The organism is Bradyrhizobium sp. S3.7.6 (genome assembly GCF_054061875.1).
Window position 1 is genome coordinate 239,528 of sequence record NZ_JBSSEQ010000003.1, and the last position, 12,536, is coordinate 252,063.

Consider the following 12,536-nt stretch of genomic DNA (forward strand, 5'->3'; position numbering starts at 1 on the left):
GCAGAGGTTCTACGCGTGCAGCGCATCGCGATCGGCGATGATCGCTTCGTGAAGCTCGGCGTCCGTACCGACGCTGGTTTCGTCGGCGACCACGACCGCGAGACGCAAAGACCGATCCCGGATCATATCAGCGCGCGCCACGAAGATATCGCCTCCCTGGTCCGCGGACACCAATCGCGTTCGATCATGCACTACGATCATGATGACGAGGCGCTCGTGGCGCCGGCAACGCCGACACATTTCATAGAAACCCGCAATTCAACTCATCTTCGAAAGAACTTGAATCGTACGTAAGGTCCCATATTGTATTCTGTCGATCGCGTAGAGCTGCGCCTCGGTTGCCGCAAATTGGGACGACATTCATCGCGAACGTGTCGACTTATGGACACAGTACCGCCTGGCATGAGTGATACTTGTTGAAGTAAACGAGACGTTAGACCAAACCCATCGATGCAAGCGCACTCGGCAGCCGTCCGGTCCTGCTCGACCAGGCAGGAGAGGGCCATGGCGCTTTCTTCATCTTTCGCGGTCGCGCTTGCAACGGTGCCGTGTCGCGCTGATGGGGCGACGAACGAAAATGATGCATGAGCGAACTGGCATGAGGGATACAACTCGACGGTCACCCTCAAGATTACTTATTCCAAACGGGAAAGCGCGGAAGTGGATAATATCAAATCGATGACTCTACAGGAGCTGCGCTCTGCAGTCACTGGCGGCAGGGTCTTGGAGATAACTACGACAACGGGCTGTGTCGTCGGATGTTCTTATTGCTCGCAGGACAGGTTTGCCCAACGGCAAAGAGCGATATCCGACGTGAAGCATCCTTCTCTGCAAGATTTCAAGCGATGCCTGGCGCACGTACCAGTAGCTGTCGACATTAGCTTTTCCGGGTTTTCGCAGCCTTGGCTCAATCCGGCTTGCACCGAAATGGTTAAGCATGCCTACGCATGTGGCCATGGAATCCGGATTTTCACAACCCTGGCCGGAATGAATGGGCAGGATCTAAGACGCTTACGTGCGCTGCAGTTCCGCGTTTTCCTGGTGCAGGTTGTTGATGACGGCACGTCCATGGATAGTGGTCTCGTCACGCGCAACTATGTCGATTTGATGCGCCAACTTGTCGATGCCGACATTTCATCACTGCTCTTCATCGTCATGGGCGAGGTTCATCCCGAACTTGTCGGCATCATTCCTGACGAAGCGCTGGTCCGCTTGCGTCCGCCGCGCAGGAGAGCTGGCAGCGGCGAGCTCGAGATGGCTGAAGCACGACAGCCGATCGTTGGAACGCTAACATGTCCCGACGAACGGCAATATCGTAATGTTCTTCTCCCAAACGGCGATGTTACTTTCTGCTGCATGGATGTTGAGCGACGACACGTCTTGGGCAATCTCCTCCGCGACAGGTACGAGGATCTCTTCGAAGGGGCGACGTTTCGCAACATTGCCGATCGCATGAACGGAACGGACGGCTTTCTGCTTTGTCGATCGTGTGAATTCGCTGAACCAATAACGTCCGAGAGCTGATCTTTGAGAGCAGTTTGGCCGCTGCCTGATCGAAGCGAATCGCGAGTCCTGGCGAAGCTCGGCCCTGCAGCTCATCATTACATCAGCCGCGGGGACGACCCTCCGATGAACGGAGGGTCGTCACGGACTGGAGTAGCATTTTGTTGGTCGCCGGTCTGCTGGAGGTCGCCTGGGCTACCCGGCGGAATCTGATTGTTGTTTCCGTGCCACGCCCTTGTCTTGTCAGGCCCTGGAGAACCCCATCATTCTTCTGAGGCGAATGCCGCTTTCTCTCGAACTCAAAAGGCGGCGGCTTGGCGGCATAGCCGCGAGTCCAAGGTTCCCAAGAATCAGGGCCGAGATGGCATCGTTCCTGCCGAGCGCGTGACTTTGTGTCTTGCGCCGTTCGCGCTGACGAGAGTTTGAGACCATCTTACTCCTTTGAGCATGGTCGGGAGGACGTGGCGCCAAACCGGACGCTAAAGTGAATATGGATCAACTTGCGCCCGGCAAGCCTGCCATCTGCGGAAAAGCGGCGTCCGCCTCGCCGCTGCTTGGCCGACGTGTCCTGCCGTGATTTCCCTTGCTAGGCTGTTAACGAACGGTTCCGTGATCCGCCAGCCCAGCGCACCGCGCGTGCTGCAACTGAGCACGAAAGCTCAGAACTGCGGATGTTGTGCTCACTATAAAGACCCGAGCTTGACGCGGCCGGGGACTGCGACCGGGCGTGCATAGCGGCTCCGCGTCGGCGATAACCGTTAAACGGAGGACAAAGGAACTACGCCGCGACTTTCGACGCGGTTTTGACCTCTCTGCAGGGTCCGTCCTCAAAGCGCCCTGGACACTCACACGCAGTCGGCATCTCCCCTCGAGTCCGCTTCCGAACCGATTCCGGCATGACGATCCTTCGCTGGCTCATCAAGAGCCCGGCGAGCCTGAGGCCTTCACGGACTCCTTCGAGCCGCTGTTCGCGAATGATTGCGGCGAGCAGCAAAACGGCCTCCTCCCGATGGACGGTGAAGCAGACGTCAGGCGCTTGCGGAACCAAGAAGTCCAGCAAGTCCGGAAGGTCGACAACGTGGTAGCGTAAGGTCGAGACCGCATCATTGGCGAGATAGGTCGCCAAATCGGCATTCGCCGGCGGATCAAAGTCCAAGTCGACCTCGGCGCGCTTCTCGATCGCCTGTCGGATCAACTCGCCCTGCCGTCTTGCATTCATCGAGAGTATGAACACCGCATCCGCGAGCTTCTCGCGCGGCAAGCTTCTCAGTTCGGCTATGCATGCCTGGATGTCGCCAACCGAACTCTCACGGCCTACCTCTACTCGCAAGCTGTCGAGCAGCATCCGCGCGTTAGCGGCTGCCCTGCTCTTTTGTACGCGAATTATCATAATGCTCTCCGGCCGACGATATATCCCCGCGATACAATGCGTCGCGCCCTTGTTTTGGATCCGCTCGCTTTGGCTATCGTCGGGAATATTATGGGGGGAAGCTGGGAAGCTGCGGTTGCCCACCATGCAAGGGCCTGCCCGTGGCCCCGATTGAATGCGCCCGGGTGAAATCTCGAGTCCCGCGCATCTCGTTGCATCGCGACAACGCCGCATCCTGCCAAAGCCAGGCCCTCCCCTGAAGCTTCAACCAAACTTGAATAGCACACCGTAACCGCCCCGTGGGTAGCTCCACTTGATATCACCGCTTTCTTCGCAGATCACCCGGCAGGTGCCGCACTCGAGACACCCGTCGACTGTAACCTCAACATGACCTTTATCGTTGAGTTCGTAGCACCGTGCTGGGCAAGCCTTCAGCATCGATAGCAGCTGCGACGATGGCGTGGTGTGCGGCCGCACCTTGATATGGGCGCGGCCGGAATCAACAAGATAACGGTTGTAGAATAGTTTGTCCTCGACGCGTTGGGATGGCTCGCTCGGCATTGATTCTGGCTCCGTCAATCGTCGTTGTCTTTGCTTGGTGATCAGCGCCAGGCCCGGGCAATGCGGAGGGCATCGCTGAACAGTCCACTCCACGATCGCGCCTTGATGAACGAGTTCAGCATCAGCTTCTCTTTCTCGAGCTTTGGTGTACCGTCGACGCGCAGGTAATCCTGCATCGCCTTCGAGAAGAGCTGCGGATATGTGAGAAAGAAGTTCTGCGAGTGGGTATGCAACAGTGTCGGCATATCCTTGTACTTCTTCAGGTCCTTGATTACGAAGGAGTCATTCAGCATCTTTTTGTAAAGCGAAAGATGTTTCGCCGTCATCGGATCATTTCGCGATCTGATAAGACAGATCGCTTCCGCCGCGATACGGCCCGACGTCATCGCCAGATTGGATCCCTCGCGATGGATGGCGTTGTTAAGCTGGGCGGCGTCCCCGACGACGACCCAGCCCTCACCACAAAGCTGCGGGATCGCCTTGTACCCACCTTCGGGGATCAAGTGCGCGGAATATTCCTTTACTTCCGAACCCTCGATCAGCGGTGCGACGGAAGGGTGACGCTTGAAACCCTCAAGCAAGCCGTAGGGCGTCTCGCCGGTACGCTGGAAGTCGGCAACAAGACAGCCAATACCGAGCGAGATACATTCCTTGTTGGAATAGATGAAGCCCATGCCGGTCATGCCGCGGGAGATGGTTCCGGCAGCTTCGATGACGAGCCCCTCGTCGCCTTTGAGACTGAACCGAGCATCGATTGTCTCGCGCGACAGGAAATGCATCTCCTTGACCGCGAGTGCCGCCTTATCCGGTTTCAGTCGCTCTCTTAACCCCGCACCCGTCCCGAGCACTCCGTTCACCCCCTCGGCCAGCACGACGACATCTGCATGGATTTCACTGCCATCGCGGTCTGTGCGCACCCCGACCACCCGCCCATGTGAATCCTGGAGGAGCTCGGTCACTGTGGTCTCGCACAGGACCGTGGCGCCGGCCTCGCGGACCTTCTGCGAGAACCATTTATCGAACTGAGCGCGGATGATGGTGTAGCGGTTCGGCTTCTCCTCATTGAAATCATCGGAGCGATATTGAAGCCCCGTGTGCGAACGCTCGTCCATGATCCAGAAGCGCTGCTCGACCAGATGCCGCTCAAGCGGTGCATCCTCGCGGAAATCCGGGATCAGCTTCTCCAGCATATCGGCATAGAGGATGGCCCCTTGCACGTTCTTCGACCCCGAATACTCGCCGCGCTCCAGCTGCAGCACTTTCAGGCCACGCTCGGCCATGGTAAGCGCCGCCGCATTCCCGCCCATGCCAGCACCGACGACGATCGCGTCGAATTTTTCCTCGATCATAACAAGCTCCCTAGCCGGCGATGCGGTCGTGCGAGTGCGGCGACAGCCGCGCGCGGAATGCAGAGGTCAATGCCGGCAACAGTCGAATGGCGTCGGTGACGATACCGATATGGGCGAAGTCGAAGATCGGGGCGTTCTTGTCGGTATTGATGGCAACGATGAGGTCACCACCCTCCACTCCGACGCGATGCTGGATCGCCCCGGAAATACCGGCCGCGATATAAAGCTTTGGCCTAATGGTTTTCCCAGTCTGGCCTATTTGTCGGTCCGAGGTGACCCAGCCCTTCTGGACGAGCGGCCGCGAACAGCCATATTCGGCGCCAAGCACGTCGGCGAGCTGCTGTACCAGTTGGAAGTTCTCAGGCGATCCCAGACCGAGCCCTCCAGCGACGACCACGTCCGCATAGGCAAGGTTGGACTTTTTAGAATCCCGGTCCGGCAGGAACGAGAGGACTTTTGTGACGATATCTTCTTCTACAAGCCCGAGCGGATGCGAGATGACGCGCCAGACGGCGCCCGTCACGCGCTCGGGCGTCGGCATCACGCGCGGGCGGACGGTTGCCATCTGTGGACGATAGTTGAGTGTGTAGATCGTGCACAACAGTGAACCGCCAAACGTCGGCCGCGTCGCTGCAAGCGAGCCGTCGGGATCGACATCGAGCTCGGTGCAGTCGGCAGTTAGGCCGGTGAGCAGTGTGGTGGCCACTGAGCCGGCGAGATCCCGGCCGAGTGTAGTTGCCCCTAGGAGTAGGATTTCCGGCTTGTACGTATTGACCAGCTCTGACAGGGCCTTGGTATAGGACTCATTGCGATAGTCGGCCAAGAGATGGTCGGCGACGATATAGGCGAGGTCGGCGCCGTAGCAGAAGGATTCGGCGACTGCCTGCTCCGTTGTCTCCCCGACCGGGCCGATGACAACCGCGGCGAGGTCGACGTTGAGCTTGTCGGCGAGCCGGCGGCCGGCACCCATCAGCTCCCAGGAGACGGGGTGCACAACCCCGCGTTCCTGCTCGATGAAGACCCAGACGTGCTTATACGCCTTAAATCGTTCGGGCAGCTCCCTCTTGGTCGCTGCGCGACCACCTCCCGCGGCCGGCGCTGCGCCTTTGGGTCCGGTGCTCATCATCTGTACTCCCATCCGTTGTTCAGTAGCGGCTCGCCAGCGGAGCGCGCTCCGCCCCCAGCTTTGAATCCGCGCTTGAGGATTGCTTCAGTCAAAAGTTCGGCCGGGTGCCCGCCGCCATTCAGTCAGCACCGCCTGGCAGCTGCGCGGGGCCGAGACAGACATTGCTCGAAGTGTCGACGACCACGGAATCACGCGTTTCGGGTTCTCCGCGCCGGTCACGCGAGCCGATCGATTGGTCCCTTCATCTTCGAGATGCAACCGAGCTGGAACGGATCGAGGATGTGGCAGAGGCTCGGCTGATATCATTATCCGCCACGTGCTTTTCGGTGAAAACGCGATCCATTGATCCGAATGCCCTCGAGATCTCGCCGATTGCAGCGACAAGCCCGCAACTCTTGCCGAGAGCACGAGCGCCGGGGTCAAGCCGCCCGTCAACGGCGCCGCGCGACCGGCGCTGGAGGGCAAGGACTGCCCCCGCGAAACCTCGGCCATAGCTCGGCCAACGGGGGTGATTTCGTCGACGAACCTTTGGCGCGGATCACGCCCAGCGTTCAGCTCAGCCAGGTCGGAATATGCGACCATCGCTTTGGCGTCGCGACGCATCATGGTGCCGACAGGCAGCGCGCGCGAACCTGCGCGGCGTCAAAAACACAATCGATGCGGACCAAGATGTGCATGCGCTTCTCCAGACTGGCTGAGCATATGTCAGCAATTGTCGTACCAATTGCGTAGGCGATTAAAATTGGGCGCCAATACAGACTCTTACGGAGGGAAATTGGTTGGCAGCCTCTCACGACGATCGGAACATTCGAGAACCGAGTCGAGGCGTGTCCGGAATGCGACAGAAGACAGTCATCCGAATCTGGTGCGCTTTCCTCGCCAAATGTGCGCTTCCCGCTGCCGGCGTACCATTGCAGGAGATAGGTGCGCCATGGGCACCAGCTTGAAAGGATGGACCAACCAGCGCCCAGTCGTGATTGGCACTTAAGGAGAGCGGAGTAAGTGTTAAAGCTGCGGATCCATGAGGCCACTGCAACTTCCGTTTGAATTGCAACTGTCAGCTCCGAACCTTCGCGGTCCAGAGTACGAGATGTAAACTCGATTCACTCCAAGGAACCGAGCTGGACCAAGGCTGGATGCTTGTTCGGTTGTGGCGCTGCCGCATCCTTGAGAACCTTGAACACGCGCTGTTCGATCGGGGAGGACGTGACGAAGTCGGCATAGGCGCGCTCAAGCGTAGCCTTACAACGCAAGGCGATGTCAGGATCGGATGCACCGGTCAACTCCTCACCCGCAAGATACTGACCCATGCGACGCAGGATGTGAAGCCGCGCCACGTTGATGATTTTCTCGTCGTACTCGACGCCGAGCAGTGCAAAAAACTCCTCTGCCGCCGAGGCCTTCTTCAATTGCGAAAGGATGCCGTCCGTCATCATTCTCAACCTCCATCTAGATCCGCGCCCAGAAACCATCCGAGCCGAATGTTTCAACTTGATCGCGCGGCCCTGGCTGACCAACCGATCACGCGCCCTTGACGAGGGAGCCCTCGTGAATGTCGTGCCAGATTGCTACCACTGTTCCGGGCAACCGGCTCCTGTGCTCGATGGCATGCTTGCGGACGCGCGCGAGGATGGTTTCGGTTTGCCCGGCGGTGACCGACAGCTGCAACTCGGACAACAGCGAAGTGATTGCGGCAAATCCTGAATGCTTGGCGATCACAATGCGGTGGGAGCGGCCGCCAAGCAATCGCGGGTCCAGCGCTTGGTAGGGCGCGGTCTTTTAAACGGAATCATCGAGACGACGCAGATGATCCCGCCGTCGTCCGGCCATCCGGCTCTCCCCGCTCTCCTCGCCGAAGCAAAGATCAAAATCATTGCAAACCGTGCAGACCGGCGTAGTACACATCACCAGACCGTCATCTTCGCATAGCATGCGATAGAAGAAGCGCTTCCAACGCATCTTCTTGGAGTTGCGAGCCGCTAACGGCCCGAAATGGCGCGTCAGGAGGCGGGACAATTCGTCGCGCTTCCGCAGACCGAGATCTTCCCACAAGTGATTGGGCTCCATGGCGCGCCGCGCGATCATTGTCGCCAACCAGCCGCCGACCTCGCTATGAGTAGAACGATGCGCTAGCATGAGGTCGCGCAACATAATTGTCTCGTCAGGAGACGATAACGCGGACTGTTCGCGCCAGGTACACCTTCTGACCGGGCTGGACGGGAAGTATTGCACTAGGAGCGCATTGAGCTCCTGGTTAGTCAAGCCAGCCCGTTCGGGAAGTTGGCCGCCATCCATAGCGGATGCGGCGAGAACGCAGGCGAGCACATGGCGATCGAAATCGTAATTATCGCTGATATCGACTTCTGTTGGATGGCGTCCAGTCAGAAGGCCGTAGAGCTTACTTGCATCGCGCTGCTCGGCGACGTGAGCCGCCGATACAGGAGGTGACACCGTATCGGCCAATTGTCTTTGTGTACCAATCATGAAGGTCCCCCCAGCATCTGAGTGGACGATGTCGGCCTTCCCGGGTCGAGAAGGCCGACATCATGAACTATGCCGAAGCCGCGGCGAGCTCGGCGGCGGTCTTGCCGACCAAGCTCTCGTCGACGGGCTTGAGGATGCCGTGCTCCATGAGCATGTCCTCGAGCTCGTCCATGCTGATCGGCGTCGGGATAGCGCCTTGTCCAGCATTATTGTGGATCTTGGTCGCGAGATTGCGATAGTGATCCGCCTGCTTGGAATCTGGCGCGTATTCCAGCACCGTCATGCGGCGCAGCTCCGCGTGCTGAACGACATTGTCGCGCGGCACGAAGTAGATCAGCCGGCTGCCGAGCTTCTTGGCAAGGGCATCTGCAAGCTCCAGCTCCTTGTCGGTCTGCCGCTCGTTGCAGATCAGGCCGCCGAGGCGCACGCCGCCGGAATTCGCATACTTCAGAATACCCTTGGAGATGTTGTTGGCGGCATACATCGCCATCATCTCGCCGGACATCACGATGTAGATTTCCTGCGCCTTGTTCTCGCGGATAGGCATCGCGAAGCCGCCGCAGACGACGTCGCCGAGCACGTCGTAAGAGACGTAGTCGATGCCCTCATAGGCGCCATTCTCCTCCAGAAAGTTAATGGAAGTGATCACGCCTCTTCCGGCGCACCCGACCCCTGGCTCCGGACCGCCGGACTCGACGCATCGAATGTCCTTGTAGCCGAGCTTGATGACGTCCTCGATTTCGAGGTCCTCGACGCTGCCGGCATTCGCCGCCAGGCTCAGAATGGTGTCCTGCGCTTTGGCGTGCAGGATGAGGCGGGTCGAGTCTGCTTTGGGATCACAGCCGACGATCAGAATCTTTTGGCCCAGCTCAGCAAGGGCCGCCAGCGTATTTTGCGACGTCGTCGATTTACCGATGCCACCCTTGCCATAAAACGCGATTTGTCTCAGCGAAGACATGTTGCTCTCCATCAACCGATTGCCAACTTTTTTCGCGCCGAACGCGCGAGACTGTTTCTCTCTCAGAAACGTGGGCACACGGGTTTCGGGAAGGAGGCCATCGCTCGCCATCGGCGTCGGCATGCCCTCAGCCCTCACTCGTTGTTGCTGCATCCATTTAGCAACTGGCGTGCCATTTCGTTCGCAGGTGCGTCAAGCGCCTGAGCATGCTGGACTAATCGCGCGGCGTCCGAGACCGGATGCCGTGGCGGACGCGACAGCGGCAAGGCTTTGACAGAAACCGGACAAAGCCCTGGCGCATTGACTCCATTACGAGCGCCCGGCGAAAGGGCGCGGAACGGGGAATGCCGGGCCTTAGCCCGAGGCGATTGAGGAGATCATACGGTGCAGATCGGGTTCGAGGACACCGCCATCATCAAAGGCGAATGTTTCATGACCGGCACGATGGGTACTTGCCGTCAGAGCGGGTGGCATATCGCTTGCTTTGCGAAGCTCGGAACGCAGTTTCCGCGCGACGCGATGTTGTAGTGAGGACAATATGTCTGGAATTGGAAGTAAGTTGCCGCCGTTCGAAATCACAGGCGTGAAGCCCGGCTTTCACCTGCAAGAGGAGAACGGGCAGAGCGCCTTCGAGACGCTGACTGAGACGAGCTTTCCCGGCAAATGGAAAGTCATCTTCTTCTACCCGAAGGATTTCACATTCGTCTGCCCAACCGAAATCGCTGAGTTTGCCCGCCTATCCAAGGAGTTTGCCGATCGCGATGCAGTCGTACTTGGTGGCTCGACCGATAACGAGTTCTGCAAGCTCGCCTGGCGGCGTGAGCACAGGGACCTGCACCGTCTATCGATCTGGCAGTTTGCCGACACCGATGGCGCACTGGTCGATGGCCTTGGAGTGCGCTCGTGTGATGGCATCGCGCATCGCTACACCTTCATCGTCGATCCTGAGAATACGATCCAGCATGTCTATGCGACAAGCCTCAATGTCGGCCGCAGCCCAAAGGACACGCTACGCGTTTTGGATGCGATACAAACTGGTGAGCTCTGCCCTTGCAACCGCGAGATCGGCGGCGACACGCTTAAACCTGCCTGAGGCAACATGTTGAATCGTGCAGTTGAAGAAGCAGCTCCCGCATTCGAAGGACGTCAGACTCGGTACGGTCTAACGTGGAGGCTATTTCTTGGATCCGCTACCCGGCAGAACCACATCGAACCGGCCGTCGTCGAGCTGGCGCATGGCTGCCGTCATCGACGCGACTGTTTTGTCGAGGCGGCAACCCAACAGTAGGGCGAATAAGCCCATGAGCATCGTTGGAAGCCGATCATCCAGATCAGCTTCCTCCGATGTCTTCAGCTCGTATTTCAGCAACCTGCGAATTAAGTCCGGCCGACAAGTCGGAGAGCGCCGGCGCAACTCAACCCCCTCATTCAGAATGAGTCGATCCGCCTGCCCAGCTCGAAGGTGTCCGCCGTCACATCAAGAGCATCCAGGGCTGGGAAGTCACCGAGCCGGTCACGCTCGCGACGGTGTCATTCACCAAGTAACTGATATGGAAGGATCTCGTCGACCGCGCAGATTTGCTCAAGAGCAATCCCGTCGAGCGTCACCGATCGATACCCCGACCCACAGCTACGATGGGTCCCGGGCTAGCTTCATCGATGCGCGGACCATCGACGACATCATCGACCGCATCGAACTGTTCGCGCCGCTCTCAGCCGAGTCCTCGCAGATCGCTGCCGTCGTCGCCCAGCGCGGCGCGGGCTATGTACTGTTCGGCCCGCCGGGCAGGGGCAAGAGTCAGACTATCGCCAACGCCATCACCAACAGCCCTGCACACGAGAAGACGGTGCTGCTCGTCGCCGCGACGCCTCCTTCAATTTAGCGTTGACGACCTGGCTGTCCTTGTACGGGCGGTTTGGCGCCCGATGGGTCACGAACAGCGTGCGCGTGGTCATTGGGGTTCGCTCCTCCCGGGGCTACCGGATGATCGCTTCACCACAGGGTTACGCACCGAGCGATTTCGGCCAAGAAGCTTGCGCTCGGCCTGCCATCACATGCTTGGCACAAGATCACGTCGCGTGAGGGTACGGCAGAACGGTTGTCCTCGCGCTTCGCCCGTGTGCGCGTCCGTCCGGCACATCGAGATCGGTGGCGCGCCGAAAGCCGGCCGGAGGAAATGGCTGCCGATCGAGGGGACGGCAGGCGAAGAGGCGCCGACCAAATATTAGTTGTCAACGCTTCCGGCGAACATTGGCTTCCGTCAGCTCGTCGATGCCGTCAAGCTTGCGCTGGCGCATTGAGCGCGACTACCACGAGCTCAAACAGGAAGTTGGCCTTGGCCACTTCGAGGGGCGAAGCTGGCGTGGCTTCCACCATCACGCAACACCGTGCACTGCCGCCTACGGATTCTGGTCTCCGAGCGAGAAACGATTCCCTCCTCAGAAACAGCCTCCACCAAGCTGTTCAAGGAAGCTGCAATTCCCGAAACTTATCGACCGAGGGGGTCCGCCATTGCGGCCTGAGCAACACTCCCAAATTCGATCGCCACCGTCCGGAGAAGAACGCGGCTCTCGTGTCCACACTATTTCGATACCCTTATTTCATCAGACCAATCTGACGTCGGAGTCGGTGCAAATTATGACGCAGTAGGACTGATCGCTGCGGATGACGCCGGGGCATTGTTTAATTATGGACAGCCGACGAAGAGCGCCACGCCGATGGGGTCATCCGCACCACAGAGCTGTCGCTAACGGATCCGAAACGGACCTTCGAGAGAGATTAAACATTCGATCACGTGATTTTGGTCCATGGCTGACATCTCAAGGACCAATTCTCCCTGATGGTTATGATCGCAGTTGACAAGATGTGCACTTGCTGCGCGTATGCTGCAGAAACGCCATTCTACGACGCCCTAGGGAACAACGCGTTTGTTGATTGCTAGAGGTGATTGCCGACGAGGCGGTTCGCCGGCTGAACGCTATCAACGTTATCCGCGACCACATTGGCGAAGTCGGCCCATTCTCGACAACCTAATTGGCGTTACCGAGAAATCTACGTTATTCTGGCACCTTGTCCTACACTATTTCGGCGGAGTGCACTCCAAGCAGCTGCTTGCCAACTTCCGTCTCGCGATCATGAGAAATATTGCGAAGCCACTCACGGCGCAGAGGGACAGTGAGCCATTA

At 58.8% G+C, this 12,536-nt stretch carries 14 protein-coding genes and 1 pseudogene; 6 read left to right on the forward strand and 9 right to left on the reverse strand.

Going from position 1 to position 12,536, the window contains the following annotated elements; genetic code table 11:
• Positions 1-15: 15 nt before the first annotated feature.
• Both ACVJ5M_RS44630 and ACVJ5M_RS44635 read left to right on the forward strand, forming a co-directional pair.
• Complete coding sequence (locus ACVJ5M_RS44630; protein WP_354079511.1) at positions 16-294, forward strand: hypothetical protein; 279 nt, start codon at positions 16-18, stop codon at positions 292-294.
• 366 nt (positions 295-660) lie between these two features.
• Entirely contained in the window at positions 661-1,524 is an 864-nt protein-coding gene (locus ACVJ5M_RS44635; protein WP_354079509.1) for an SPASM domain-containing protein, read from the forward strand.
• Between the two features lie 757 nt (positions 1,525-2,281).
• Here the strand turns inward: ACVJ5M_RS44635 and ACVJ5M_RS44640 are convergent.
• From ACVJ5M_RS44640 to nifH, 8 genes are all read right to left on the reverse strand, one after another.
• Entirely contained in the window at positions 2,282-2,848 is a 567-nt protein-coding gene (locus ACVJ5M_RS44640; RefSeq protein ID WP_354079507.1) for a hypothetical protein, read from the reverse strand.
• A gap of 288 nt (positions 2,849-3,136) precedes the next feature.
• Complete coding sequence (locus ACVJ5M_RS44645) at positions 3,137-3,433, reverse strand: ferredoxin family protein (protein WP_085398575.1); 297 nt, start codon at positions 3,431-3,433, stop codon at positions 3,137-3,139.
• Positions 3,434-3,474: 41 nt separating this feature from the next.
• Positions 3,475-4,782: an FAD-binding protein gene (locus ACVJ5M_RS44650; protein WP_354079505.1), complete on the reverse strand. Its 1,308-nt coding sequence runs from the start codon at positions 4,780-4,782 to the stop codon at positions 3,475-3,477.
• Between the two features lie 10 nt (positions 4,783-4,792).
• A complete protein-coding gene (locus ACVJ5M_RS44655) occupies positions 4,793-5,908 on the reverse strand; it encodes an electron transfer flavoprotein subunit alpha/FixB family protein (RefSeq protein WP_354037355.1) in 1,116 nt (371 codons plus the stop codon).
• 1,103 nt (positions 5,909-7,011) lie between these two features.
• Entirely contained in the window at positions 7,012-7,344 is a 333-nt protein-coding gene (gene nifW / locus ACVJ5M_RS44660) for a nitrogenase stabilizing/protective protein NifW (RefSeq protein WP_085398577.1), read from the reverse strand.
• A gap of 85 nt (positions 7,345-7,429) precedes the next feature.
• On the reverse strand, positions 7,430-7,666 hold the full coding sequence (locus tag ACVJ5M_RS44665) for a homocitrate synthase/isopropylmalate synthase family protein (RefSeq protein WP_456679762.1): 237 nt from the start codon (positions 7,664-7,666) through the stop codon (positions 7,430-7,432).
• Between the two features lie 21 nt (positions 7,667-7,687).
• Positions 7,688-8,392, reverse strand: a complete 705-nt coding sequence (locus tag ACVJ5M_RS44670) for a nitrogen fixation protein NifQ (protein WP_354079501.1) — start codon at positions 8,390-8,392, stop codon at positions 7,688-7,690.
• A gap of 67 nt (positions 8,393-8,459) precedes the next feature.
• Positions 8,460-9,350 carry a nitrogenase iron protein gene (gene nifH, locus ACVJ5M_RS44675; RefSeq protein WP_354079499.1) on the reverse strand — a complete coding sequence of 297 codons (891 nt, stop codon included), beginning with the start codon at positions 9,348-9,350 and terminating at the stop codon, positions 8,460-8,462.
• Between the two features lie 384 nt (positions 9,351-9,734).
• Here nifH and ACVJ5M_RS44680 point away from each other — a divergent pair, with 384 nt between their 5' ends.
• Together ACVJ5M_RS44680 and ACVJ5M_RS44685 are read left to right on the forward strand one after the other, a co-directional pair.
• The gene (locus ACVJ5M_RS44680) at positions 9,735-9,878 is read left to right on the forward strand and encodes a hypothetical protein (protein WP_354079497.1); all 144 of its coding nucleotides are present in this window, start codon (positions 9,735-9,737) and stop codon (positions 9,876-9,878) included.
• A 10-nt stretch (positions 9,879-9,888) separates the two neighbouring features.
• Positions 9,889-10,443: a peroxiredoxin gene (locus ACVJ5M_RS44685; RefSeq protein ID WP_354079495.1), complete on the forward strand. Its 555-nt coding sequence runs from the start codon at positions 9,889-9,891 to the stop codon at positions 10,441-10,443.
• Positions 10,444-10,524: 81 nt separating this feature from the next.
• On the opposite strand, the gene ACVJ5M_RS44690 is transcribed toward ACVJ5M_RS44685, so the two are convergent.
• Entirely contained in the window at positions 10,525-10,719 is a 195-nt protein-coding gene (locus tag ACVJ5M_RS44690; protein WP_085398580.1) for a hypothetical protein, read from the reverse strand.
• Positions 10,720-10,900: 181 nt separating this feature from the next.
• On the opposite strand from ACVJ5M_RS44690, the gene ACVJ5M_RS44695 reads away from it, so the two are divergent.
• Positions 10,901-11,233: a DEAD/DEAH box helicase family protein gene (locus tag ACVJ5M_RS44695; protein WP_354079493.1), complete on the forward strand. Its 333-nt coding sequence runs from the start codon at positions 10,901-10,903 to the stop codon at positions 11,231-11,233.
• A 126-nt stretch (positions 11,234-11,359) separates the two neighbouring features.
• Positions 11,360-11,968: pseudogene (locus tag ACVJ5M_RS44700) on the forward strand (transposase); the annotation flags it as partial.
• Positions 11,969-12,536: the final 568 nt, after the last annotated feature.